Source organism: Mesorhizobium sp. M0088 (genome assembly GCF_040322895.1).
Taxonomy (GTDB): domain Bacteria; phylum Pseudomonadota; class Alphaproteobacteria; order Rhizobiales; family Rhizobiaceae; genus Mesorhizobium.
In genome coordinates this window covers 52,478-78,386 of sequence record NZ_JAMYUI010000005.1, presented here as the reverse complement: position 1 = coordinate 78,386, position 25,909 = coordinate 52,478, and the positions used below count along the sequence as shown (strand labels likewise).

Below are 25,909 nucleotides of genomic sequence, written 5' to 3'. Positions count from 1 at the left end.
TGTTTTGTCACACGTGCTGGCCGCCATTGATGTGAATTTCCGAGCCCGTCACATAGGACGCCTGCTGCGAACACAGGAAGAAGATGATGTCGGCGACTTCGGCCGTGGTGCCAAGGCGCCTGAGAGGGATGGTCTCGACGATCTTGTCAGTGCCCGGCGACAGGATCGCGGTGTCGATCTCGCCGGGCGCAATGGCATTGACGCGGATGCCGTGCGGGCCGAAATCATGTGCCATCTCGCGCGTCAGCGAGCCGAGTGCCGCCTTCGATGTGGCGTAGGCCGTGCCGGCGAAGGGATGCACGCGGGTTCCGGCGATCGAGGTTACGTTGACGATCGAGCCCTTGGCCGCCGCCAGCTCCTTGAACAGGCCGCGCGCCAGCATGATCGGCGCGAAGAAATTGACCTGGAACACGTCGCGCCAGACATGCATCGGCGTGTCGATCGAATCCATGCGGCTGTTGCCGTCCTTGAGCTTCGGCGAAATGCCGGCATTGTTGACCAGCGCATGCAACTGGCCGCCATGCGCTTCCAGCCGGTGGCGGATTTCGGAGACGGCGATGCCGACATCCTCCTGATCGGCGAGATCGACCTTGATGTGGTCTTCCGGCCCGGCCGGCCACGGGCAATCCTCGGCGAAAGCCTGCCTGGAGCAGGTGATGACGCGCCAGCCCTCGCGCGAAAAACGCTTGACGGTGGCGTGGCCAATGCCGCGGCTGGCGCCGGTCAGCACGATGGTCTTTCGGGTGTCGAGCTCAGTCATTTCAAGGTCTCCGACCGGCAGATGTAGCCGAACGCCGCCGAGGTGGCGAGAGGCCGAAATGTCACCATTCGCCTCGATGAGGGAACTGGCGGGCCCGCTCGCCGTTGGTCCGTGAATGCGGAAAGGGCGCGGGGTTCTGAATCAATCAATCGGGACAGAGCCATGACACAGACAGCACCCCTCGACATAGCCACCGCCTTCACCAAGGCGTGGACAAGCCACGACCTCGAAAAGGCAGCATCCTTGGTCGCCGACGACGTCGTCTTTGATGGGCCGATGCAGCAATCGACCGGCAAGAAACCCTATCTCGAGGGCCTGACCAAACTATCACAGGATGTGACCGGTGTGCGCATGATCGCGGCCTTCGGAGACGATCACCAGGCGCTGCTGATGTATGACTTGATGACAAAGTCGTCCGGCGCGCTTTCCTGCGCCAAGCACCTCACCATCAGCGATGGCAAGATTCACAGCGACAAACTGACCTTTGACAGCAAGAAGTTGGGCAGCGCCAAGCCACGGAATTAGCGGATCGGATCAGCCGCCAAGGAGGTCGAGGATCGAGGTCTGCCGCTTTTTGCGCGGACCGCCGACGTCACCTGGCGGCACCGGATGTTTGATCGACGCGGTGGCGCCGTCATCCTCCGGCATGGAGGGGCCGTCGGCATCGACGGTTTGGGCGGGACGGGCCGCGCGGACCGGCGCTTGGGCAACCGGCGCCGCTGGCCGCGCCGGTGCCTGCTGACCGACCGACGTCGACGGAACCGGCGCCGTGTTGTTCGCCGAGGGTATCTCGTCGGGGACGATTGTGTCGGCCGGCGTCGATTTCCAGGTACCGGGCAGCGGCCGCACCGGCACACCTTCGTGGGCCGCAACCATGAACTCGTGCCAGGCCTGCGCCGGCAGTGCGCCGCCGGTGACCTTCTTCATCGCGCTGCCATCATCATTGCCGAACCACACACCGGTGGTGAGGTTGGCGGTGTAGCCGACGAACCAGGCGTCGCGCGAATTCTGACTGGTGCCGGTCTTGCCGGCCGATGGCCAGGCGAAAGCCGCTTTCCGGGCAGTGCCGATCTCAACCGTGCCCGTCATCATCGAGTTCATCATGCCGACGATCTCAGGCTTGACGACGCGCGGCGCGCTGCCGCCGCCGCTGTCGTAAAGCACTTTGCCCTCGGTGGTCGTCACGCGCCGGATGAAATGGATGTCCGGCTTATAGCCGCCATTGGCAAAGGGGACATAGGCCGAGGTCAGCTCCAGCGGCGTCACTTCCGAAGTGCCGAGCGCGATCGAGGTGTTGGCTATCAGGTCGGACTGGATGCCCATGCGGTGCGCCGCCTCGACAACCGCGTTCGGCCCGACCTCCATGGTCAGTTGCGCCGCCACCGAGTTCAGCGACTTGGCCAGCGCGGTGGCCAGCGTCACCTTGCCGAAATACTTGCCGCCGTAATTGTCGGGTGTCCAATTGCCGATCTTGATCGGCGCATCGTTGCGGATGCTGTCGGGCGTGCGACCGGCTTCGAGCGCGGCCATATAGACGAACGGCTTGAACGCCGAGCCCGGCTGGCGACGTGCCTCCGAAGCACGGTCGAACTGGCTCGTCGAATAGTCGTAGCCGCCAACCATGGCACGCACCGCACCGGAATCGTCGATCGACACCAGCGCGCCCTGTGTGACGTTGAGCTTCTTGCCGCTCTCGTCGATCAGTCTGCGGATCGACTGTTCGGCGAGCTTTTGCAGGTTGAGGTCGACGGTGCTGTCGATGACGATGTCGCCGCGCACATCGCCGATCAGGTCGGGCAATTCCTCCATGATGGTGTCAGCGACATAATTCTCCGAGCCGGTCCAGTAGGACGGCGCGCGCGTTGCCGGCGCGCTCATCGCCGAGGTCATTTCCTTGGCGCTGATCTTTCCCTCGTCACGCATGGCGGCAAGCACCAGTTGCGAGCGTTCCTCGGCGGCCTTCGGATCGCGTGCCGGGGACAGCCGCGACGGCGCCTTCAACAGGCCGGCAAGCAATGCGGCTTCCGACAGGGTGACGTCGCGCGCGCTCTTGCCGAAATAGCGGCGCGAGGCGGCCTCGACGCCATAGGCGCCGGAACCGAAATACACCCGATTCAGGTACATTTCGAGGATCTGGTCCTTGGTGTGCTTGTGCTCCAGCCACAGCGCCAGCAGCACTTCCTGCACCTTGCGTTCCAGCGTGCGGTCGGGTGTCAGGAACAGGTTCTTCGCCAATTGCTGGGTCAGCGTCGAACCGCCCTGCGAGAAACGCCCGCCCAGCACGTTGGTGACCATGGCGCGCGACAGACCGATCGGGTCGATGCCGAAATGCGAGTAGAAGCGCCGGTCCTCGATGGCGATGACGGCTTCCGGTATATAGGGCGACATCTCATGCAGGCCGACGGCCTCGCCGCCGCTCATGCCGCGATTGGCGAGCAATTGGCCATCTGCCGAGACGATCTTGATGTTGGGGGCGCGGTCGGGAATCGACCAGGTCGTCGCCGCCGGCATCTTGGCGCCATAGTAGACGACGATGCCGGCCACCGCGATGCCGCCCCAGATGGCGAACACGAAGCACCAGTAGAACAGCCGGCCGAGCACGCCGAACAGGCCGCGCCGGCTTCTGCCGCGCTTGGCCCGCGACGATTTCCCTTTGGCCGGCTTGCGTTTTGCGGAGGCTTTGCGATTGCTCGGCACGACGCGATCCTCCTCGTTCACCGAAAGACCCGCCGAGGACCGCGCCTGCGGCGGCCCCTCGAAACTGGGTTCGATGCGACTGTCTCTGCGGTTCGCCATGCGCTGTGCTTGATATCCCCGATGCCTATGGCGTTCGGGTTGAAGAGTAGATGCGGCGGTTTAAAGGCGGGTTAAGTCGTGTTCGAATGCCGGCCCTGGCGTTGGTCAACGATGTCGATGCGAAAAAGCCGCTACGCCTTGATATCTCGCTAGAGACCCGCCGCCTTCGCCAGATAGGGCGCCAGCGCCAGCGCATAGGTGGCCGTCATATGGTGATGGTCGCGCCAGGCGATGATGTTGCCGACCACGGCCGAACAGCTGTCCTTGCCACATAAGGCATCGTTCATGTCAACGACACGGACCCCTGGCAATGCCCCCGCGGCGAGGGCGAAGACATCGCTCGTCTCCACCTCCTGTCGCGCGTTGACGCATTTGTCGGGATCGACGGCCAGGCAATCACCGGGATCGAACTTGACGAAAGGCGTGTTCCGAATGGCGATAATACGCACGCCCGTTCTGTTCAAGTCGCTCCAGATGCTGCGCAAACCGTCGATCATTGCCGGCTCCGGTGTGTCGGAATAGCGAGACTGGCTGGTGAACATCAGGTCTGGCCGCAATTTCCTGATCTCGGCGAGAACGTTGTCGCGCCATGTTGCGCAGGCCTCATACGGCTTACCGTCATCCGTCACCGCGGCAAGGGTGAAAGGGCATGCAGCCTTGGTGAAGGTGACCAGTTTCCACTTGCGGTCCCTGGCAATCTTGTCGATGGCCGGGATCCATTGTGCTGCGTGTGAATCGCCTGCGACGACAATGGTTCTGGTTCCCTGGGGATCGCCGAGCTGGCAGCCCACAGCTTGCGTGCTGTCCTGCTCCTGATGGCATTTCAGTCGATAGACGATCGGTACGTCACGCCTGAGTTTGCCGAGGGATGGCAGCAGTTCCACGTCGCGCGGAACCGAAGCGTTGGCAAGCAGCGCTGCCGGCCCTGGATAATTCGGTACCCCGATCAGGCTGATATCGACGTCTTGCCTGTCGAGCGCATAGCCGAGCCCACCCGACACCATCACGCAGACGGCAACGGCGGCAGTGGCATAGGCCAGAGGTTTCCGTTCCGTATCCGACTGCGGCTGCCGGTAGCGCTGTTCGACATATCGGTAGGAAAGATCCGAGATTGCCAGCGTCAGGGCGATCAGCACGAGACCTGCAAGGAGCCCGGCCGCGGGGCGATGCGCCGAATAAAAAACAACCAGCGGCCAATGCCAGAGGTAGATCGAATACGACCGGTCGCCGACATAGCAAAGGATGCTGGCATCAAGTCCGCGAAACCGGCCTAGTTTGATGCCGCCGGCGGCAATGATGAGCACCGTCCCCAGGGTCGGCAGCAAGGCAAGAGCGCCAGGAAATGACGTCGAGGCGGAAAAGAAAAGCGCTGAAAACCCGATGGCGCCAATACCGGTCATCGCCATTGCGGCGCGCAATGGCAGCCCTGCCCTGAACCGATGGACCGTCAGCGCCAGCAGGCCACCGAGCGCCAGCTCCCACAGACGGGTATGGGTTACGAAATAAGCGGCGGCCGGATCGCTCCGGGCGATGACAACCGAGGCGATCAGCGATCCGGCAAAAACCGCGGTCAGCCCAACGAGGAATACGCCCTTCGCTGGCCGCCCGAGACGGCGCGCCAGCCAAAGGCCTGCCACCATCAGCAATGGCCAGACGATATAGAACTGCTCCTCGATCGATAGAGACCAGTAATGTTGCACCGGGCTCGCCGCCTCCTCGGCGCCGAGATAGTCGACCGCCTGCCAGGCAAGCCGCCAGTTCTGCACATAGAGCGCACTGGCAGAGACCTGGATCGCCGTCTCTTCCCAACGTGCCATGGACAGGAAGACCAGCGTTCCTGCGAGCGTGGCAAGAAGGGCCAGGATCGCAGTCGGCAGCAGTCGCCGCACTCGCCGCGAATAAAAGGCCATCAGCGAGATGCGGCCGTTGCGCAGCGCCATGCGGGCAAGCAGACCGGTGATGAGATAGCCCGAGATGACGAAGAACACATCGACTCCGACATACCCGCCAGGAAGAACCGCGGGCCAGATGTGGAAAACCACCACCAGGGCAACGGCAATGCCACGCAGCCCCTGGATTTCAGGCCGCAATGCAACAGGCCCCTCAGCGTCTTCTGTCAACACCACCCGCCTCAGACCTGATTTCAGATCGGCTCGAACTTCACATCCGGCTGGTCGGGACCGCCGGCTTGCCGCAACAGCGCGAGAATGTGTTCGCTCCTGTCAACCTGCTGTCGCCTCCAGTTCGAGGCGTTAGTCACGTGCAGCCAGCCATCGACCACCATGAAAAAATCCTCGGATTGATCATGTCCCGCGCCGAAGCGAAGCGATTTGTTTTCGGCGAACCGAACCATCGCCGGGTCGATCGACCTGTAGAGCACCGGCCAGTTGCCGCCGCCGGAATCCATATGAAACTTGTAGCTCGGGGCGAAATCCAGCCGCCGCCGCAACAGGCTTCCATCGAAAAAACAGAAGCCGGGCCACAGGAACCAGCCGCCTGGTGTCGGCGTATCGCGCCGCACGCTGCCGTAGAGGCTCTTGCCCTTCATCCGGTCGCGGATCGAAAATGGTTCAGTTGGAAAGATGTCATGATCGATGAAGCCGAAAAGCTTCGGCCCGAACCCAGGCAAGAAATTCCGCACGATCCAGTTGAGCGCTTGACCGTGCGATCTGCTGACGACCAGCCTGTTCTTCGGCAAGGCGACATAGGGGACATGCTGGCGACGGCAGAGATCGCGGATCGCTTCCCTTGCATCGTCCTTGTTGCTGTTGTCGAAAACGATGTAGCTTTCGTGCTCGGCCAAGTATCTGCGTACCAGGTGAATTTGCCATTCGATCATTTCGGGCCGGTTGAAGGCTACGGTGGCTATGATCGTATCGCGGAAAGCCTGCTCTCGCCCCTGCAATTCGCTGACCGGCGCGGATGTCCTCAGGAAGCGAAACACCCGCCAATGATAGCGCAGCAGCGCCTCGCGTCTTGGCGGCCTGTTTAGCCTCTCCCATTCCGCAACGGTAATTCTGGGCTGATCGACGTCTTCCGGAGCGTCAGAAGCCACCATGTCGTGCTCCTGCATGTGCCGTTCGACGGCTCAGTTCTGCTGGATCGAAATGCCCTTGTCGTCGATCTTGAGCTCGACGCCCTTGGGTTTGGTCTGCTCGCGATAGACGTAGATGCCGAGCGCAATGACCACGACGACGAGCGCGCCAATGACGAGATAGAGCGTATTCTGTTTCATGGCGCGCTCTTTGCGTTGTCGAGCCTCAGGCTCGTTTCAGGACCTTGACCAGCACCAGCAGGATGATGGCGCCGATGGTGGCATGGATGATCGCGGCGAGAGTGCCGCCGCCGATGGAAAATCCGATCCTCGGAAACAGCCAGCCGGCGATGAACGCGCCGACGATGCCGACGATGATGTTGCCGATAAGGCCGAAGCCGAAACCGGAAACGATAAGACCGGCGAGCCAGCCGGCGATGGCACCGATGATGATGAAGACGAGCAGGCTTTCGACACCCATAGAGAGTTCCTCCGAGCAAGAGGGCGACGGCGGAACGGAAAGCTCCGAATCGGCCTCGATATCAACGGCTTCAGGCTATTCGAAAGCGACCAGCCTCACCAGCGGCGCACTCATTGATCGTCATCGTCGCTTGCGGCAGGGCGCCAGCTGGTCGGCTCGACCTTCTTTTGCGTGTGACTGTCGATATAGACCCACCAGCCATCGTCGCGATATTGCGCGATGGATTCGTTGATCACGCCGTCGCTGTCCTTCCAGGTCACGGAGACCTTGGAGCCGTCTGTCGGTGCGGTCGCAATCGGCTTTCTGTCCGCCATGTCATCATCCCCCAATTACGCCGACAAACTGAGCCGACAGAACGCGGCGGCCTGCATCCGGTTCCAAACGCTCACCGGCAGAGCAACTCGCCGGGACGACCGTCAGCTATGGGCGAAGATATCCTCTTCGTCCCAGCCCATCAGGTCAAGCTTGGCACGCGTCGGCAGGAAGCGGAAGCAGGCATCGGCCTCCTTGGCCCGCCCATCGCGCGCCAGGCGTCGGGCGAGCACATCGCGCAAACGGTGCAGATAAAGCACATCGGAAGCTGCATATTCGAGCTGTTCGGGCGACAGCGTCTCGGCCGCCCAGTCCGACGATTGCTGCGCCTTGGACAGGCCGACGCCGAGAAGCTCGAAGCAGATGTCCTTCAGCCCGTGGCGGTCGGTGTAGGTGCGGGTCAGCCGCGAGGCGATCTTGGTGCAGAACACCGGCTCCGGCATCACGCCGAACGCATTGTAGAGCACGGCAAGATCGAAGCGTCCGTAGTGGAACAGCTTGGTTACGCCACGATTCCGCAGCAGGCTGACGAGGTTCGGCGCCTTCTTCTGGCCAGGCGCGATCTGGATGACGTCGGCCGTGCCGTCGCCGGGCGAAATCTGCACCACGCACAGCCGGTCACGATGCGGATTGAGCCCGAGCGTCTCGGTGTCGATGGCCACTGCCCCGACATTGTAGTGCGAGAGGTCGGGCAGGTCGTTTTTATGGAAACGGATATCGGCCATTGTCTTCTCCGGTCGAGCCCTACAGTGTCCCCTGACCCGCAAGGGACGCTGCAGCGCTTTGTCTTGTGGCCCGTCCTCGCCGCGATCCGCTGAAAAATCAACAGGAAAACAGGAGTTTCCGCCGCTCAGCGCGTCAAGGCATCGAGAATCCGCGCCCAGGAGCGCTGGCCCTTGTGGAAGGAGCTGAGCTCGTATTTCTCGTTGGGCGAGTGGATGCGGTCGTCGTCGAGGCCGAACCCGACCAGCAGCGATTCCATACCGAGATAGGTCTGGAAATCGCCGACCACCGGGATCGACCCGCCGCTGCCCGTCGTCACCGCCGGCTTCGGCCATTCGTCGGACAGCGCATTCTTGGCCTTGGCCAGGAAGGGCGAGTCGTAGGAAAGCTGGATTGCCGGCGAGCCGCCATGCGGATGGAATTCGACCGAACAGTCGGCCGGAATCCGCTCCTTGACGAATTTCTGGAACGCAGCGCGAATTTTCTTGGGATCCTGCTTGTGGACAAGGCGAAACGACACCTTCGCCGAGGCTTCCGCCGCGATCACCGTCTTGAAGCCCTTGCCGGTATAGCCGCCGATGATGCCGTTGAACTCGGCTGTCGGCCGCGCCCAGGTCAACTCCAGCACCGAGCGGCCCTTTTCGCCCGACGGGATCGACAGGCCGACCGGTCCGAGGAACGTCTCGGCCGTCTCGCCGAGCGTCTCCCATGATTTCAGGATCTGCGACGGTGTTTCCTCGACCCCATCATAGAAGCCGGGGATGGTGATGTGGCCGTCCTTGTCGTGGATATCGGCCAAAACCTTGACCAGGATGCGGATCGGGTTGGCGGCGGCACCGCCATATAGGCCGGAATGCAGGTCGCGATCGGCGGCCTTCACCGTGATCTCCTCACCGACCAGCCCGCGCAATCCCACGCAGATCGACGGCGTGTCGCGGTCCCACATGCCGGTATCGCAAACCAGCGCGAAATCGGCCCTGAGTTCGTCGGCATTGGCTTCGAGGAACGGCTTCAACGACGGTGAGCCGGATTCCTCTTCGCCCTCGAACAGGATGGTGATGCGGCAAGGCAGATTGCCGTGCACCTGTTTCCAGGCGCGGCAAGCCTCGACGAAGGTCATCAACTGGCCCTTGTCGTCGGCCGACCCGCGTCCGGTGATCACCTTGTGATCCGGCCCGACCTCCTTGACAGCAGGCGCGAACGGATCGCTTTCCCACAATTCGATCGGATCGACCGGCTGAACGTCATAATGGCCGTAGAACAGCACATGCGGCGAACCGGCCGGGCCGTCATGGTGCGCAACCACCATCGGGTGGCCTGGTGTGTCGCGAACGCTGGCGTCGAAGCCGATCAGCTTGAGTTCGGCCACCAGCCATTCCGCCGCCTTGCGGCAATCGGCGGCAAAGGCCGGATCGGTGGAGATCGACTTGATCCTGAGCAAGCCGAACAGACGCTCGAGGCTCTGGTCGAGATTGTTGTCGAGACGGTCGAGGACGGGGGAAATTGCGGACATATGTGAAGCCTTTCGATTCAGGACCCGAACCGTAAAGGCAGGACAGGAAAACGAAAAGCCCGCGATCATTGGACCACGGGCTGCAAACGTCTGTCTGGGATAAAAAAGACCGCCGTGGTGGAGGGGGAACCACGGCGGCCTTCTACTCGAAACGATGCGGCAGCCCGGAGAGGGGGGATAGGCTGCCGCAGGTGTCCGGGATAGGCGGGGGACGGGCCTTGCTCCGGACTCGGCGAAAACTGCCGATGACGTGTATTTGGGTCTCTGAACGTGGCGATTCAAGGGCACGAAAATTACAGTTTTGTAACATAGGCGTGAGCAGGGTGACGGCGATCTGTCAGGGTGTTGCCGGAACCGATAGTCGACGCTGCCTTTGGCATGGACCAAGCCGCCGCGCCGCGCTATCCCTGCCGGCATGAAAAAAGGCGATCATCTCTTCCTTGTCGACGGCTCCGGCTACATCTTCCGTGCCTATCACGCGCTACCGCCGCTGACCCGCAAATCCGACGGCCTGCCGGTGGGCGCCGTTTCCGGCTTCTGCAACATGCTGTGGAAGCTGATGCTCGACGCCCGCAACACCGATGTAGGCATTGTGCCAACGCATTTCGCCGTCATTTTCGATTATTCGTCGAAAACCTTCCGCAACGACCTTTACCCCGAATACAAGGCCAACCGCTCGGCACCGCCGGAAGATCTGATCCCGCAATTCGGCCTGATCCGCCAGGCGACCAGGGCGTTCAACCTGCCCTGCGTCGAGATCGAAGGCTACGAGGCCGACGATCTGATCGCCACCTATGCGAGGCTCGCCTGCGAAGCCGGCGGCGATACCACCATCATCTCCTCCGACAAGGACCTGATGCAGCTGGTTGGCGATACGGTCGCCATGTACGACCCGATGAAGGACCGCCAGATCGGCATTCCGGAAGTCATAGAAAAATGGGGCGTGCCGCCGGAGAAGATGGTCGACCTGCAGGCGCTGACCGGCGATTCGGTCGACAATGTGCCTGGTGTGCCCGGCATAGGGCCGAAGACGGCGGCGCAACTGCTCGAACAGTTCGGTGACCTCGACACGCTGCTGGCCCGGGCCGGCGAGATCAAGCAGGACAAGAGGCGCGAATCGATCATCGCCAATGCCGACAAGGCGCGCATTTCTCGTCAGCTGGTGACGCTGATGAACGATGTGCCGGTGACCGAGGGACTGGAGGATTTCGTCCTGCACGCGCCGGACGGCCCGAAGCTGATCGGTTTCTTGAAGACCATGGAATTCACGTCACTGACCCGCCGTGTGGCGGAAGCGACCAGCACCGAGGCCGGCGACGTCCAGGCCGTCGCGGTCACCGTCGAACGCGCCGATCATGCTCATGGCCCAGATGTCGGGGCCGGGTTGCCGCCGGTTGCCCGAAACGCGTCCGGCACTGAACCGGACGAAGCCGGCGGGACGGCGGAGACGTCAAAACAAGGCGATACCCCTTCCCTGCTCGCGGCACTGCGGCTGGAGCGCGCGGCCACCGGCAAGATCGATATTTCTGCCTATCATTGCATTCGCGATGTCTCGACCCTGAAAGCCTGGGTGGCCGAGGCACGGGAGGCGGGCATCGCCGCCTTCGATGTCCGGGCAACATCGGCTGATCCGATGCAGGCCGAACTCATCGGCATGGCCATCGCCACAGCGCCCGGCCGCGCCGCCTACATTCCTTTTGCCCACATGAGCGGCAATGGCGACCTGCTCGGTGGTGGCGCGCTCGAAAACCAGATTCCGCTGCGCGAGGCGCTGGCCGTGCTGAAACCGCTGCTCGAAGACCGATCGGTTCTCAAGGTGGCGCAGAATCTGAAATACGATCTTGTCATCATGAGCCGCTACGGCATCGATGTCGCGCCGTTCGACGACACCATGCTGATCTCCTACGTGCTCGATGCCGGCACGCCCCATGGTCATGGCATGGATGCGCTTGCCGAAAAGTGGCTCGGTCATACCCCTCTCCAACTCAAGGATGTGACCGGCTCGGGCAAAAGCTCCGTCGGTTTCGATCAGGTCGACATCGACAAGGCGACGGCTCATGCCGCTGAGGACGCCGATGTGACGCTTCGGCTCTGGCTGGTGCTGAAACCGCGGCTTGCCGCCAAGGGCCTGGTGTCTGTCTATGAGCGGTTGGAGCGGCCGCTGGTGCCGGTGCTGGCGCGCATGGAACAGCGCGGCATCTCGGTCGACCGGCAGATCCTGTCGCGGCTCTCCGGCGAACTGGCCCAGGGCGCCGCTCGCCTTGAAGAGGAAATCTACCAGCTCATCGGCGAACGCATCAACATCGGCTCGCCAAAGCAGCTCGGCGACATCCTGTTCGGGCGCATGGGCCTGCCCGGCGGTTCCAAGACCAAGACCGGCCAGTGGTCGACCTCGGCGCAGCTTCTCGAAGATCTCGCTGCCGAAGGCCACGAACTGCCGCGCAAGATCGTCGACTGGCGCCAACTGACCAAGCTGAAATCGACCTATACCGATGCGCTGCCGGGCTTCATCCACCCCGACACCAAACGCGTCCACACGTCCTACGCGCTGGCCGCGACGACGACGGGCCGGCTGTCGTCCTCCGACCCGAACCTGCAGAACATCCCGGTTCGCACCGCCGAAGGCCGCAAGATCAGGACCGCCTTCATCACCGACAAGAGCCACCGCCTGGTCTCGGCCGACTACAGCCAGATCGAGCTGCGGGTGCTCGCCCATGTCGCCGAAATACCGCAATTGCGGCAGGCTTTCGCCGACGGCGCCGACATCCATGCCATCACCGCGTCGGAGATGTTCAACGTGCCGGTCGAAGGCATGCCTTCGGAAGTCCGCCGCCGCGCCAAGGCGATCAATTTCGGCATCATCTACGGCATCTCGGCCTTCGGTCTCGCCAACCAGCTGTCGATCCCGCGCGAGGAGGCAGGCAACTACATCAAGAAATATTTCGAGCGCTTCCCCGGCATCCGAGACTATATCGAGGAGACCAAGGCCTATGCCCGCGAGCATGGCTTTGTCGAAACGATCTTCGGCCGCCGCATCCATTACCCCGATATAAGATCGTCCAATCCCTCGCTCCGCGCGTTCAACGAGCGCGCCTCGATCAACGCCCGCCTGCAAGGCACCGCCGCCGACATCATCCGCCGTGCCATGATCCGCATGGAGGAGGGGCTGGAAAAAGCAGGCCTTTCGGCACGCATGCTGCTGCAGGTGCATGATGAATTGATCTTCGAGACCGTCGAGGCGGAAGTCGAGGCAACGATCCCGGTCGTGCGTCACGTCATGGAGAACGCGGCGATGCCGGCGGTCTCGATGTCGGTGCCGCTGCACGTCGACGCGCGGGCGGCGAACAACTGGGACGAGGCGCATTAGCCGTCGTCGTCATCCTAGGGCGGAGCGACGCGAAGCGGAGCGCAGACCCTAGGATGACGAAGCGATGGGCCTCAAGCCGCTTCGGCCAGGCACTTGGCACACGTCCCGCGAAACTCGATCACCGCCTTCTTGGCGGCGAAGCCGGTGGAGCGCACCCATTCGTCCAGCTGGTGGCCGACATCGTGGTCGGACATTTCGGTGACTTGCCCGCAAGTGTCGCAGATGGCGAAGGCGGTCATCGAGTGGTTGTGGTCGTGCGGTTCGGCGCAGGCGACGAAGGAGTTGATGCTTTCGAGCCGATGCACGAAACCTGACTTCACCAGCGTATCGAGCGCGCGATAGACCTGCAGCGGCGCGCGAAAACCGCGCTCGCGCAGTTGGTCGAGCAAGGTGTAGGCACTGAGCGGTCCGCTGGCGGTCTCGAGTTTCTCGAGCACGCACAGCTGGTTCTTCGTCAGCACATCCCTTGCCGCCATGATCCTGTTTCCAACTCGCCTTGCGTCGCTTGTGCGGCGCACAAACGATCCATGTCCCATCCAGATAGCGACGAACAGGCATTTTTGCTACTGTTTCCAGCATTCTGCCCGCGAGGCTGTCGAGAACATCGATCGGAGCGGGGCAACAGGCAGGTTGCTCTGCGATGTGACGTTCAAAATACTGACAATATCTTCGGCAAGGATTGCCGCGCTTGGAAATTCGGTCGGGCTTGGGGAAGCAATCATGATCAAATTGACGCGGCGGACGCTGCTGGTCGGCACGTCCGCCTTGACCATGGCCGGCATGGTATCGTTCCGAACCATGGCCGCATCGCGCACCTACCATGCGCTGCTGGTCGCCTGCACCGAATATCCCAACCTGCCGCAGAGGAACTGGCTTGTCGGGCCGAAGAACGATGCAGCCCTCGTCCACGACTATCTGCTGAAGAATGTGCCCGACCCCGTGCGCTTCGCGCCGGAAAACGTCACGCTGCTCGCCAAGGATGTCCCCGGCGCCAGTGGCCTGCCGACCCATGCGGCGATCAAGGCTGCATTGGCCGACCTTGCCGCCAAGGTTCAGCGCGACGATTTCGTCTATCTGCATCTGTCCGGTCACGGTGCCCAGCAGCCGCAGATGGTCAAGGGCGACGAGACCGACGGGCTCGACGAGATCTTCCTGCCCGTAGATATCGGCAAATGGATCAACCGTGATGCCGGCGTGCCCAATGCGCTGATCGACAACGAAATCGGCGCGGCACTCGACGCCATCCGCGACAAGGGTGCTTTCGTCTGGGTTGTGTTCGACTGCTGCCATTCCGGAACCGCGACACGCGCCGTCGAGGTCGATGACGAGTTGGAGCGCAAGGTCGAGTTCGCCGACCTGGTCGGCGGCAACGAGTCCGAGCGGGCTGCCGCGATCAAAGCCTATGACGAGGTGATTTCGGTCGCCGGCTCGCGCGGCATCGACGACAATGGCACGCGCAAGCCCGCCTTCACCCTGACGCCGACCGGTGGCGAACCGATCACCAAGGGCAAGCTGGTCGCCTTCTATGCCGCGCAGACGGTGGAGACGACGCCCGAGATGCCGTTGCCCAAGGGCATCGCGGATGCGCCGCGCCTGGGCCTGTTCACCTTCACCATCCTGTCCAAACTGGCCGAGAATCCCAACGTCACCTATCGCCAGCTCGGCCAGGCCGTGCTGCAGCAATATTCGGCCGACAGCCGCACCCGGCCGACACCGCTGTTCGAGGGCGAACTGGATGCCCGCGTCTTCGGCACCGACAAGACCGATGCAGTCATGCAGTGGCCTGTCGTCATCAAGGACGGCGAAGCGACGATCGGCGCCGGGCTGCTGCATCGCCTCACCCCCGGCAGCAAGCTCGCCATCCTGCCGTCGGCGTTATCGCCGCTGTCCGACGCTGTCGGATTTTTGGAAGTGCAGTCGGCAAAAAACCTGGAAAGCCGCGTCAAGCCGGTCGAGTTCGACAAGAAGCCGGCGCTCAAAGTCGCCGACATTCCCGCCAACGCCTATGCGCGGGTGGCGGAGATCGCCGTCGACTACAAGCTCGTCTTGGCGCGGCCGGCCATAGCCAAGGGACTTGAGAAGGAAACTGCTCTGGTCAATTCGGTTCTCGACGAACTGGCCACAGCCAGGGAGACCGGCTTCAACATCGAGCTGGTCGAGCCCGGCAAGAGCGCCGACCTCCGCTTTGCGGTGATGCGCGAGAATGCCGTTCCCGGCGTCAAGGATGCGGCCGACAAGCCGGCGCTGTGGTTCCTGCCGGCGTCGGGCGACGTGAGCCTGAAGGAGGGCGGCAAACCGCCGCTGATCATCATTCACGACCGCCACAAGCTGGCCGATGCAACGACCAGGAACCTGCGCACCATCTTCCGTGCCACCGGGCTTTCGCGGCTGGCGGCGGCCTCCGACTACAAGCCCGAGGACGTCGACGTCCAGTTCCAGGTCAAACGCCGCGACAAGGATGGCCTCGAACCGCTGCAGGCTTCGGTGGTGCCGCGCGTCTCGCCGGGCGACGAAGTGCATGTGCTGGCCAAGAACGGCTCGGATCTGCTGGTCGACATCAATGTGCTCTATGTCGGCAGCGACTATTCGATCACCCATATCGTTGCCGAACGCCTCGCCCCGCAAGCCATGCTCGAAGAGGGGCTGCTGGCTTTCACCGACACCAGTTTCGGCATGGAGCGGATGATCGCTGTTTTGACCGAGGCGCCGCCGGAGAGCGAGAAGCAGGATCTGAGCTTCCTGGCGCAGGACGGCGTCGCCGCGGCGACACGCGGAATGGGCTCCGCCGGCTTCTCCGACATGCTGACCGATCTCGGCATGGCGCCGGCAACCCGCTCGGTGATGCGGCTTGCCGACAAGAGCGGCCCGAAAGGCGCGGTGATGATTTTCCCGATGGAGACGGTGCCGCGCGCCTGAGCGGATGCCGGCGCCGCATGGCTCTGCCGGCTCTTGCGCGATCGGCGCGATATGAGAACATTCCCGGCCGCGTCTTGGCGCATGACGGCCGGATGAAACGGATAGGATCGATTGTGAAGAATTCTGTGTTTTCCTGGCGTGGAACGGTGGCTGGCCTTGGCGGCGGCCTGTTGTTGATCGCCAACGCTTCGGCGGACGAGGCCTGCGGCCTGTGCGTCAAGCAGATCGTCACCAACTCGGAACTGGCGACGTGTTTTCTCGATCAGTACGACCAGTTCGCCAAAAGCGGCAGCGACGCCGTTGTCGTCGATCTCAGCAACTGCGCCTCGCGCGGCGTCGTCGAAGCCTTGCCGTCACCGAACAAGGGGGCGGCGGAGCCTGACGTGCAGTTCATGATTTCGCGCCTGCAACTGGAATGCCTGAAACGGAAGCTGGAGACGCCGGGCATCGTGCTGGATCCCTCCGCCACCATTGAACTGGACAGCTGCGGATGAAGAAGCCAACGGGCAACACCAGGCAGACAGCAGCCGCCGCAAAGGCGCCGGCCGGCAAACCCGCGCTGGCGGAAACCACCGAAGGTTTCCCTTGGCCAAGCGCCCACGAGATCAAGAAGGAGAGCAACCCCTTCACCGACCGCGACTGGCGCATGCTGGTCTATGCCTGGTCGGGCATGGCCGTGCGTCTCGCCATCATCTTCACCCTGATGTTCTCGGTCTACCAGTTCCTGGCCAACCAGGAGCAGAAGCGCGTCGAGCAGACCATGTCGCTTGTCGAACTCTGGGAAAAGAAGGACTACCAGCAGGCGCAGCGCGCGCTGAAAGATCGTCTGACCGCGCTTAACGCCAAATATGACAATCTGCTCAGCGCCAACCCCTCGCCAACTGAGGAGCAGGTGTTCCGGCAACGGATCGGCATCGAGGCGATGACCGCCTCCGGCGGCGACATGCCGCTCGCCGATTTCAGCGAGAATTTCGATCGCATCGTCTATTTCCTCAACCGGCTGTCATTCTGCATCGACGGCAATTTGTGTTCGCGCAAAGTGACCGATGCTTATTTCCGTGACTATGCCGTCTCTTTCTGGAGCTATTTTGCCGGCTACATAGACAAGCAGCGCAAGGCGGGTTCTCCCACTTTCGCTTCGGCAATCGAGACCTATGTGCGCAATGGGCCGCCCACGGCCGAAGCCAAATAGCGGCGCGAAAAAGGCGGCGGGATTGCGCCGCCGCCTTTGTCTCCACCGCGAATGCGCAGCGATTACTTATACAGGCTGTTGATCCACTGGACGTTGGCAGCGTTCAGGCGCACGGCGGTGTTCGCGTCGGGGCTTTCCGCCACGTTGACACCGGTGACGATGCGCTGCTTGGCCTTGTTGTCGTAAGCATAGACCGAGCTGCCGCTCGACCCTGGGAACGTATCGCAGTCATACTGGAAATATTCCGGCGCGATGTTTTCGGCGTGCACTTCGCAGTTTGCCTTCCACATCGTGCCCATCGGCTTGTCGCCGGGATAGCCGACGAGATTGGCGGTGAAATCGCCGAGATCCTCGTAGTTGGCATAGCCCAGCCAGCCGAGATTGGTGCCGACATCCTGCTTTAGCGTGACGATGCCGAGATCCCACAGCAGGACCGAACCATAATAACCCTGGTAGTTGTCGATGAAGCCTTGCAGCACATAGGCGCTTTCGAAGGCGAAGGCGCCGAACGGTGCGTCGTCGGCCGTGCTGCCGTTCAGCCCCGGCACGAACAGATAGTCGGAGAGCCAATCCTTATCCTCATGGCTGTAGAGGCAGTGCGCGGCGGTGAGCACCGTGCGCGGGCCGATCAGCGTTGCCGAACAGCTGCCGAAGCTGCCCGTCTTCGGTGATTTGGCTTCGAGATAGCCGATTGCCGAGAACGGATAGGTCTTGGTGTTCTTGACCTGCTCGCGATCGTCGGTGCCGAAAACCTGACGGCCGGCTTCGCCTTCGCCGAGGTCCGGATCCTCGGTCTTGCGCTCGGCCCCGTCTTTTCCGGTGGCCGGAGCGTTCAGTTCCTTGATGATAAGCTCCCGCAGCGCTTCGCTCGGCTGGATCTTGATCTCCTTGCCATCGGCGGACCGTCCGACGATGCCGTAGGATTTGACAGCCGTTGCCTCGTCGGCAAGCGGCGCGGCGCGGCTGTCTTCGTCGGTCAGCTTCGGTGGCGCGATCGGCTTTGCCCGCCCGGGCTTGTAGTCGCCTGAAGTCACGTCGCGCGCGCTTTCGCCATTGCCGGCACTGGCGGAGCCAGGATCGGCGGCGAAAACCGGGACCGTCCACATTGCGGTGGAAAGCAATGCGGACACAATGAGTGCGTTTGTCAGTTTTGTCATGGTGAGACTCTCCCAAAAGTCAGCAAGGACTGGATCAAGATACAGAAATATTGTCGAGATCGTGGTGGCGTCGAAAAAGGATTTTGGTTACCGCACTTGAAATTTGACCATCGCCTATGCGGTCGGTCAAAGCCCCCGCCAAAGACACCCGGGCGGATATATTGCCTAAATTAATACAACATTGGAATGACAATTAGCTTCCACATAGCCCGTGGGGGGCTATAGGGTTTTGAACGGGGTCTGCACAGGAACGCGATACGCGAAGCAGTGCCTGACTTGGTGTCCCTGCCGTGCCGCTACAACGAAAGCTGCGCGGCCTGACCACCAGTCTGAGGCTTGCTTTGTTGATCATGCGCCGGGGCTGGTCCGCTCGGGTACATATCAGGAGGGCTTCAGATGAACATCATCCATCGGTTCAGGCCGATCGCCGCTCTATCGCTGCTCGGCATCGCAGCCGCCCTTGCGGCAGCCAATTCCACCCAGGCCGACGAAGCAGTCGCCCGACCGGAGGCAGCGGTCTCGCCAATGAAGCGCGTGACGGAAGCCAGGGCGAAAGCCGCGGCGGAGAACCCCGACGCAGCCGACCGCGTCTATGGCGGCAACCAGGCCGAAAAGGGAGCCTATCCGTTCCAGGTCGCGCTGCTCACCACCGACAGGCTGGACGAGAACCCGGCCTCGCAGGCCAACGCCCAATTCTGCGGCGGCAGCCTGATCGCGCCGCAATGGGTGCTGACGGCAGCACACTGCCTCAACGACAAGGGTCAGCCGGTTTCGCCGGAGAGCGTCACCGTGCTGACCGGTGCAACCGATCTCAGCGAGGGCAAGCGCCACAAGGTGGTGGAGGTCATCGTCAACGAAGCCTACAGCGAGCAAACGCTCGACAACGATCTCGCCCTGCTCCGGCTTGCCGAACCGGCCGACGCGCCGACCATCAAGGTCGCCCATGAGGCAACCCCCGACACCGGCAAGACGACCGTCACCGGCTGGGGCAAGATGCAGGACGGCACCTTTCCGACCACGCTGATGGTTGTCGATCTCGATCTGCAGCCGAACCAGGCCTGCAACAGCGGCATCAAGGCCATCTATGCGCGTGATCTGAAGGCAGCGCTCGGTGATCTGTCCCGCCGTATGCGCTATTCGGAAAAAGGCATCGACGCGGCAGCCAATGCGATCGCCGCCGACATGACCGACCCGCTGACCGGCAACATGATCTGCGCCGGCACCACCAGCGGCGTGCGCGATGCCTGCAACGGCGACAGCGGCGGCCCGCTGTTCATGACCGGTGCCGAAGGCCCGGTCCAGGTCGGCGTCGTCAGCTGGGGCGAAGGCCCGGCTGACGGCAGTGCGGCGTGCGGCCACAAGGAGGCCTACGGCATCTACACGCGGCTGGCCAACTACACCGGCTGGATCGAGGCGAAGATGAAGACCTCGGCTCCGGCGCCGGCAAAGCCCAAGGCGGGACTGGGCACCGCCCAGAAACCGAAAACGCCCTGAAGCAGCGCTGTTCGCTTTCAAGCAAAACGGCGGGAGAGGTTCCCGCCGTTTTGCTTGCCGGCTTATCGAGAGGACTTATTTTCGCGGCGGGCCTTTGCGCTCGGCGGAAGCCGCCCACAGATTAATGTCGGATTCGCGCGCATAGGTGTCGATCTCGGCGAGTTCGGCATCGCTGAAATCGAGCACCTTGAGCGCGCCGACGCAGTCCTCGACCTGCTCCGGCCGGCTGGCGCCGATCAGCGCCGATGTCACCCTGCCCTTGCGCAGCACCCAGGCCAGCGCCATCTGCGCCAGCGTCTGCCCGCGCTTGCCGGCGATGGCGTCGAGCGCCTTGATGTTGGCGATGGTCTTGTCGTTGATGAAGGCTGTCTTCAGCGACTTGCCCTGGGAGGCACGGCTGCCATCGGGAATGCCGCCGAGATACTTGTTGGTCAGCATGCCTTGCGCCAGCGGCGAGAACACGATGGAGCCGACGCCGAGCCCTTCGAGCGTGTCGAGCAAGCCATCTTCCTCCACCCAGCGGTTCAGCATCGAATAGCTCGGCTGGTGGATGACGCAAGGCGTGCCAAGCTGCTTCAAGATATCGGCGGCCTCGCGTGTGCGCTGCGAATTGTAGGACGAGATGCCGGCATAGAGCGCCTTGCCCGAGCGCACGGCATGGTCGAGCGCGCCCATGGTCTCTTCCAGCGGCGTGTCGGGGTCGAAACGATGCGAATAGAAGATATCGACATAGTCGAGCCCCATGCGCTTCAGGCTCTGGTCGAGGCTGGCCAGAATGTATTTGCGCCCGCCCCATTCGCCGTAGGGTCCGGCCCACATCTCGTAGCCGGCCTTCGTCGAGATGATCAGCTCGTCGCGGTAGGCGGCGAAGTCGGTGCGCAGGATTTCACCGAAAGCGGTCTCGGCCGAGCCGGGTGGCGGACCGTAATTGTTGGCAAGGTCGAAATGCGTGATGCCGAGGTCGAAGGCCTTGCGCGCGATCGCCTGCTTGGTCCTGTGCGGCGTGTCGTTGCCGAAATTATGCCACAGGCCGAGCGAGATTGCCGGCAGCTTCAGGCCGGAGCGGCCACAGCGGTTGTAGACCATTTTCTCGTAGCGGTTTTCGGCGGGCGTATAGGGCATCGGAAAATCCTCAAATGGAAGCGAGCCAGGCTACTGCCATCGCGACAACGCGGGCGAGTCGGCTTTGCCCCTCACCTTTACCCTCTCCCCGCCGGAACGGGGAGAGGGTTGAGGTATCTGCCTACTTCTTCTTCGCCAAAAGGTCCTTGGCTTGCTTGACGCCGAGGGCTGCCGGCCGTTCGCAGGTGGTCTGCATGGCGACGAACTTGCCGGTTTCGCCGGAGCGCAACAGCCCGGTCATCACGTCGACGGCGTGCAGCGCCAGCTCCATCGAACAGCGATGCGATCGGCCTTCCGCGATCGCCACTGCCATGTCGGCGAGGCCCGATGTGCGGTAGTTGGCCATCATGCCTTGCGAATGCATCTCGTTGGGCACGCCGAATGGATGCGGCCAGTTCGGCAGCTTCTTGACCGGCTTGGCCGCGTCGGTGAAGCGAACGTCACCACCGAAGAAGTTCGGGTCCGGCACGAACACCGTACCCGCCTCGCCATAAAGCTCCATCGGCGCGTGGCCGTGGGCCCAGACGTCCCAGCTGGTGTTGAGCGTTATAACGGCACCGTTCTCGAACTCCAGCAGCCCATGGATGGTCGTCGGCGTGTTGACCGGTATCTTTTCACCCGCGCGCGGCTTTGAACTGATCGTCCGCTCCTTGGCCGGCGTCGTCGCGAAGGCCGCGACCTGTTTCACCGGTCCGATCAGCTGGATCAGATTGGTGATGTAGTAAGGCCCGATATCGAGCACGGGACCGGCGCCCGGCTGGAAGAAGAAATCCGGATTGGGGTGCCAATGCTCCATGCCGTGGCCCATGACATGGCAGGTACCGCTCGTGACCTTGCCAAGCTTGCCGGTGTCGATCAGGTTGCGCACCAGTTGGTGCGCGCCGCCGAGGAAAGTGTCTGGCGCCGAGCCGATCCGCAGGCCCTTTTTCTCCGCCCGCTTCTTAAGGTCGAGCCCTTCCTTGACCGACAGCACGAACGGCTTTTCCGAATAGACGTGCTTGCCGGCGTCGAGGATCTGCTTTGACACTTCATAGTGCACCGCCGGGATGGTCAGGTTGACGATGATGTCGATGTCGTCGGCCTTGAGCAGGTCTTCGACGGTCTCGGCGCGCAGCTTGAACTCCTTCGCCCGCGCCTTGGCCGCCTCCATGTTGATGTCGGCGCACGCACGCATTTCGATGCCGCGAAACAGCGGCGCCAGTGAAAAATACGCCTTCGAGATGTTGCCGCAGCCGATGACGCCGATGCCAAGTTTCTTTGCCATGCTGATTGCTCCTAATAGGTTTTGGCGGCTGCGATGGAGCGGCGGGCGAAACGCTCGATGTCGTTGGGGTTGTCCTGTTCCATGACGTAGTATTGGGCAGCACTCTTGGCACGCAACACCTTGATCAGACCGGCCCAGTCGATGGTGCCATGGCCGACATCCGACCAGCCATCCTCATCCAGCCCCTCGCCGGGCTTGGCCATGTCCTTGACGTGGACGGCGCTGATGCGCTTGCCGTGCTTTTCGATCCACGACAACGGATCATCGCCGCCGCGCACCACCCAGGCAACGTCCATCTCCCAGCTGACATCGGGCGCGGATGACAGGATGTGATCCTGCGGCACCGATCCGTCGGCAAGTTTCTTGAACTCGAAATCATGGTTGTGCCAGGCAAAGCCGTAGCCGGCCTTTTTCGCGGCGTCGCCGACTTTGGCCAGGCGTTCGCCGAAGCCGCGCCACCCGGCCACGTCTGATGGCCGCTGGTCGGGCATCAGGAAGGGACAGATGAGCAGCGTGATACCAAGTGCGTCGGCGGTTCTGCGCACGCCGTCGAAATCGTTCTCGAGCGCGTCGATCGAGAAATGCCCAGTCGGCATGGCAAGCCCGTTCTTGTCGAGCTCGGCGCGGAATGCCACGGGATCATCATAGACGCCGCCAAAACCTTCGACCTGGGCGTAGCCGAGCTTGCCGAGCATGGCGAGCACACCGTCCCAGGGTTGGAAATTGCGGGCGCTGTAAAGTTGGAATGACCAATTCATCGTCTCTGTCCGTTTCGCTTGGGGATTGTCGTTGGAAGGTTGGTTCTCAAAAGCTAGATGCGTGTGCCCGTTGCAGTGTCGAAAAGCGAAGCGCGCATCGGATCGAAGCCAAGCGTCACCGCCTCGTCATTCTTGGGCGTGCGTTCCGAGGTCACTCGGACGCTGAAATTCTGCTGGGCAAGCTTCAGCCAGACCAGCGTGTCGGAGCCCATGGGTTCGACCACCTCGACATTGGCGGCTATCGAAAACGGCCAACCGGTGCCGCTGTTCAGACTGACATGCTCGGGCCTGATACCGAATGTGACGGGGCCGGGAGCCGGAGGCTTGGCAAAGTCGTAAGTGCCGAGCGGGATCTTGATATCCTCGGCCGCGAACCGCCAGCCGCCGTCGGCGTCTTCCAGGCGGCCATCGACGAAGTTCATTGCGGGCGAGCCAAGGAAGCCGGCGACGAAGCGGTTGACCGGGCGGTTGTAAATGGTCTGCGGCGCATCGAGCTGCTGGATAACGCCGCCCTTCATCACCGCGATGCGGTCGGCCAGCGTCATCGCCTCGATCTGGTCGTGGGTGACGTAGATCATGGTGTTCTGCAGCTTGCGATGCAGCAGCTTGATCTCGACGCGCAGTTCGGCGCGCAGCTTGGCATCGAGATTGGACAGCGGCTCGTCGAACAGGAACACGTCAACATCGCGCACCAGCGCCCGTCCGATCGCGACGCGCTGGCGCTGGCCGCCGGAAAGTGCGGCCGGCTTGCGTTGCAGCAGCGGTTCGATCTGCAGGATCTCAGCCGCCCGCGCGATCCGCTTGGCGATCTCTTCTCTTGGCGTGCCGGCGACACGCAGCCCGAAGGACAGGTTCTTCTCCACCGTCATTTGCGGATAGAGCGCATAGGACTGGAACACCATGCCGATGCCGCGGTCCTTGGGCTCTTCCCAGGTGACGTTCTTGCCCTTGATGAAGATGCGGCCCTCGGAAACGTCGAGCAGGCCGGCAATGCAGTTGAGCAAGGTCGACTTGCCGCAGCCGGACGGCCCGAGCAGCACGATGAACTCGCCATCGGCGACATCGAGATTGAGCGTCTCCAGGACGGTCACCGCGCCGAAATTCAATGACAGGTCCTGGATCGAAACGCTGGTATCATTGGCTGCCGTCATCGCCATCACCCCTTCACCGCGCCGGCTGCGATGCCGCGTACGAAAAGCTTGCCGGAAATGAAGTAGACGATGAGCGGCACAAGCCCGGTCAGGATGGTTGCGGCCATGTTGACGTTGTACTCCTTCACGCCTTGCACCGAATTGACGATGTTGTTGAGCTGCACCGTCATCGGATAGGTGTCGGGGCGGGTGTAGACGACGCCGAACAGGAAGTCGTTCCAGATGCCGGTCACCTGCAGGATGATGGCGACGACGAAGATCGGCAGCGACATCGGCAGCATGATGCGCAGGAAGATGCCCCAGAAGCCGGCGCCGTCGACGCGTGCCGCCCGGAACAGCTCTTCCGGCATCGAGGCGAAATAATTGCGGAACAGCAGCGTCAGGATCGGCATGCCGAAAATGGAATGGACGATCACCAGTCCGCTGAGGCTGCCATAGAGGCCGATCTCGCGCAGGATGATGACGATCGGATAGATCATCACCTGGTAGGGAATGAAGGCGCCGACGATCAGGATGATGAAGAACGTATCGGCGCCCTTGAAGCGCCAATTGGCCAGTGCATAACCATTCACCGAGGCGATGGCGATCGACAGCAGCACCGACGGCACGGTGATCCGCACCGAATTCCAGAAGCCGCGCGAGAGCCCGTCGCAGTTAAGGCCGGTGCAGGCCGTCGACCACGCCTTGACCCACGGCTCGAAGGTGATCTCGAGCGGCGGTGAGAAGATGTTGCCGAGCCGGATCTCCGGCATGCCCTTGAGCGAGGTGACGATCATGACATAGAGCGGCAAGAGGTAGTAGACCGCCATGACGAACAATGTGCCGTAGAGGAAGACATTGCGGCGCGAAATCATGCGGCGCGGCTTTGGACCGTAGGGCCCTGCGATGTCCTGGCGCGCGCCGGCGGCAACGCTTGCTTGAGCGGTGATGTCTGCAATGCTCATTTGCGTCGCCCGAACTCGAGATGGGCCCAAGGCACGATGACGATCACCACCGAGAGCAGCATCATGGTCGAGGCGGCAAAACCCTGGCCGAGGTTCTGGGCGAAGAACATATAGTCGTAGACGTATTTGGCCGGCACTTCGGATGCGATGCCCGGGCCGCCGCTGGTCTGGGCCACGACCAGGTCATAGACCTTGACGATGCCGGAAGCGATGATGACGAGCGTGGTGATGAAGACCGGCCGCATCATCGGGATGACGATGAACAGATAGGTCTTCCACATCGGGATCCCATCCACGCGCGCCGCCTTCCAGATGTCTTCGTCGATGCCGCGCAGGCCGGCCAGCATCAGGCACATGATGAGCCCGGTGCCTTGCCACAGCGCAGCGATCGATATGCCGTAGATGACGATGCTGGAATTATAGAGCGGGTCGAAGCTGAAGCTCGTCCAGCCTAAGTCCCGCACGACATGCTGGATGCCGAAATCCGGGTTGAGCAACCACTGCCAGACCAGGCCGGTGACGATGAAGGAGAGCGCGAAAGGATAAAGGAAGATGGTGCGGAACGTGTCCTCGAAGCGGATCTTCTGATCGAGCAGCGCGGCAAGCAGAAAACCGATGACCAGCGAGAACACCAGCGAGATCGCGCCGTAGATCAACAGGTTCTCGATCGAGATCAGCCAGCGCGGCGCCGCCCACAGCCGGTAATACTGGTCTAGTCCGACGAAATTCAGCCGCGGCAGGAGCTTCGAATTGGTGAAGGAATAGAGCACCGTCCAAACGGTGCCGCCGACGAAAACCACCATGGCGGTGAGGATCATCGGGATCGAGGCGACCTTCGCATTGAGGTTGCGGAACAGAAGGTTGGGGCGTGCGCTCTTGCTCATCTCGTCAGCCGGCTGGGTAAGGGCGGTGCATTCCCGGCCCC

At 62.3% G+C, this 25,909-nt stretch carries 23 protein-coding genes; 6 read left to right on the top strand and 17 right to left on the bottom strand.

What is annotated here, in order from left to right:
* Positions 1-7: 7 nt before the first annotated feature.
* Positions 8-760: an SDR family NAD(P)-dependent oxidoreductase gene (locus NKJ67_RS07690; RefSeq protein ID WP_023812510.1), complete on the bottom strand. Its 753-nt coding sequence runs from the start codon at positions 758-760 to the stop codon at positions 8-10.
* Between the two features lie 162 nt (positions 761-922).
* On the opposite strand from NKJ67_RS07690, the gene NKJ67_RS07685 reads away from it, so the two are divergent.
* On the top strand, positions 923-1,285 hold the full coding sequence (locus NKJ67_RS07685; protein ID WP_027037737.1) for a nuclear transport factor 2 family protein: 363 nt from the start codon (positions 923-925) through the stop codon (positions 1,283-1,285).
* A gap of 9 nt (positions 1,286-1,294) precedes the next feature.
* Here the strand turns inward: NKJ67_RS07685 and NKJ67_RS07680 are convergent, their stop codons facing one another.
* From NKJ67_RS07680 to NKJ67_RS07645, 8 genes are all read right to left on the bottom strand, one after another.
* On the bottom strand, positions 1,295-3,556 hold the full coding sequence (locus tag NKJ67_RS07680; protein ID WP_292703567.1) for a transglycosylase domain-containing protein: 2,262 nt from the start codon (positions 3,554-3,556) through the stop codon (positions 1,295-1,297).
* Positions 3,557-3,705: 149 nt separating this feature from the next.
* Positions 3,706-5,676 (bottom strand): acyltransferase family protein, encoded by a 1,971-nt coding sequence (locus tag NKJ67_RS07675; protein WP_352580966.1) that lies wholly within the window; start codon positions 5,674-5,676, stop codon positions 3,706-3,708.
* A gap of 23 nt (positions 5,677-5,699) precedes the next feature.
* A complete protein-coding gene (locus NKJ67_RS07670) occupies positions 5,700-6,614 on the bottom strand; it encodes a hypothetical protein (protein WP_352580965.1) in 915 nt (304 codons plus the stop codon).
* A 30-nt stretch (positions 6,615-6,644) separates the two neighbouring features.
* Complete coding sequence (locus tag NKJ67_RS07665; protein ID WP_013529552.1) at positions 6,645-6,791, bottom strand: hypothetical protein; 147 nt, start codon at positions 6,789-6,791, stop codon at positions 6,645-6,647.
* A gap of 25 nt (positions 6,792-6,816) precedes the next feature.
* Complete coding sequence (locus NKJ67_RS07660) at positions 6,817-7,071, bottom strand: GlsB/YeaQ/YmgE family stress response membrane protein (RefSeq protein WP_013529551.1); 255 nt, start codon at positions 7,069-7,071, stop codon at positions 6,817-6,819.
* A 110-nt stretch (positions 7,072-7,181) separates the two neighbouring features.
* Positions 7,182-7,385 (bottom strand): hypothetical protein, encoded by a 204-nt coding sequence (locus tag NKJ67_RS07655; protein ID WP_013529550.1) that lies wholly within the window; start codon positions 7,383-7,385, stop codon positions 7,182-7,184.
* Positions 7,386-7,487: 102 nt separating this feature from the next.
* Entirely contained in the window at positions 7,488-8,108 is a 621-nt protein-coding gene (locus NKJ67_RS07650) for a ribonuclease D (protein ID WP_352580964.1), read from the bottom strand.
* A 125-nt stretch (positions 8,109-8,233) separates the two neighbouring features.
* Entirely contained in the window at positions 8,234-9,619 is a 1,386-nt protein-coding gene (locus tag NKJ67_RS07645) for a M20/M25/M40 family metallo-hydrolase (protein ID WP_352580962.1), read from the bottom strand.
* 415 nt (positions 9,620-10,034) lie between these two features.
* Between NKJ67_RS07645 and polA the strand changes: the two genes are divergently transcribed.
* The gene (gene polA / locus NKJ67_RS07640; RefSeq protein WP_352581085.1) at positions 10,035-12,986 is read left to right on the top strand and encodes a DNA polymerase I; all 2,952 of its coding nucleotides are present in this window, start codon (positions 10,035-10,037) and stop codon (positions 12,984-12,986) included.
* A gap of 71 nt (positions 12,987-13,057) precedes the next feature.
* On the opposite strand, the gene NKJ67_RS07635 is transcribed toward polA, so the two are convergent.
* The gene (locus tag NKJ67_RS07635; RefSeq protein ID WP_056594898.1) at positions 13,058-13,462 is read right to left on the bottom strand and encodes a Fur family transcriptional regulator; all 405 of its coding nucleotides are present in this window, start codon (positions 13,460-13,462) and stop codon (positions 13,058-13,060) included.
* 244 nt (positions 13,463-13,706) lie between these two features.
* Between NKJ67_RS07635 and NKJ67_RS07630 the strand changes: the two genes are divergently transcribed.
* The 3 genes from NKJ67_RS07630 to NKJ67_RS07620 all read left to right on the top strand — a co-directional run bounded on the left by NKJ67_RS07630 (position 13,707) and on the right by NKJ67_RS07620 (position 17,094).
* Positions 13,707-15,902, top strand: a complete 2,196-nt coding sequence (locus NKJ67_RS07630) for a caspase family protein (RefSeq protein ID WP_352580961.1) — start codon at positions 13,707-13,709, stop codon at positions 15,900-15,902.
* Positions 15,903-16,015: 113 nt separating this feature from the next.
* A complete protein-coding gene (locus NKJ67_RS07625) occupies positions 16,016-16,396 on the top strand; it encodes a hypothetical protein (RefSeq protein WP_127271640.1) in 381 nt (126 codons plus the stop codon).
* The gene (locus tag NKJ67_RS07620) at positions 16,393-17,094 is read left to right on the top strand and encodes a DUF4760 domain-containing protein (RefSeq protein WP_352580960.1); all 702 of its coding nucleotides are present in this window, start codon (positions 16,393-16,395) and stop codon (positions 17,092-17,094) included. The genes NKJ67_RS07625 and NKJ67_RS07620 overlap by 4 nt, the downstream gene beginning before the upstream one ends.
* A gap of 62 nt (positions 17,095-17,156) precedes the next feature.
* Here the strand turns inward: NKJ67_RS07620 and NKJ67_RS07615 are convergent, their stop codons facing one another.
* Positions 17,157-18,251, bottom strand: a complete 1,095-nt coding sequence (locus NKJ67_RS07615; RefSeq protein WP_352580959.1) for a trypsin-like serine peptidase — start codon at positions 18,249-18,251, stop codon at positions 17,157-17,159.
* 396 nt (positions 18,252-18,647) lie between these two features.
* On the opposite strand from NKJ67_RS07615, the gene NKJ67_RS07610 reads away from it, so the two are divergent.
* Complete coding sequence (locus NKJ67_RS07610) at positions 18,648-19,745, top strand: S1 family serine peptidase (protein ID WP_352580958.1); 1,098 nt, start codon at positions 18,648-18,650, stop codon at positions 19,743-19,745.
* A 75-nt stretch (positions 19,746-19,820) separates the two neighbouring features.
* Here NKJ67_RS07610 and mgrA read toward each other — a convergent pair whose 3' ends face one another.
* From mgrA to NKJ67_RS07580, 6 genes are all read right to left on the bottom strand, one after another.
* Entirely contained in the window at positions 19,821-20,867 is a 1,047-nt protein-coding gene (gene mgrA, locus NKJ67_RS07605; RefSeq protein WP_127268557.1) for an L-glyceraldehyde 3-phosphate reductase, read from the bottom strand.
* A gap of 121 nt (positions 20,868-20,988) precedes the next feature.
* On the bottom strand, positions 20,989-22,131 hold the full coding sequence (locus NKJ67_RS07600) for a Gfo/Idh/MocA family protein (protein WP_352580957.1): 1,143 nt from the start codon (positions 22,129-22,131) through the stop codon (positions 20,989-20,991).
* An 11-nt stretch (positions 22,132-22,142) separates the two neighbouring features.
* Entirely contained in the window at positions 22,143-22,889 is a 747-nt protein-coding gene (locus tag NKJ67_RS07595; RefSeq protein ID WP_127328238.1) for a sugar phosphate isomerase/epimerase family protein, read from the bottom strand.
* Positions 22,890-22,942: 53 nt separating this feature from the next.
* Complete coding sequence (locus NKJ67_RS07590; RefSeq protein WP_023812494.1) at positions 22,943-24,040, bottom strand: ABC transporter ATP-binding protein; 1,098 nt, start codon at positions 24,038-24,040, stop codon at positions 22,943-22,945.
* A 5-nt stretch (positions 24,041-24,045) separates the two neighbouring features.
* A complete protein-coding gene (locus NKJ67_RS07585; RefSeq protein ID WP_292695750.1) occupies positions 24,046-24,978 on the bottom strand; it encodes a carbohydrate ABC transporter permease in 933 nt (310 codons plus the stop codon).
* 2 nt (positions 24,979-24,980) lie between these two features.
* Positions 24,981-25,868, bottom strand: coding sequence for a carbohydrate ABC transporter permease (locus NKJ67_RS07580; RefSeq protein ID WP_352580956.1), 888 nt, complete (start codon positions 25,866-25,868; stop codon positions 24,981-24,983).
* Positions 25,869-25,909 lie beyond the last annotated feature (41 nt).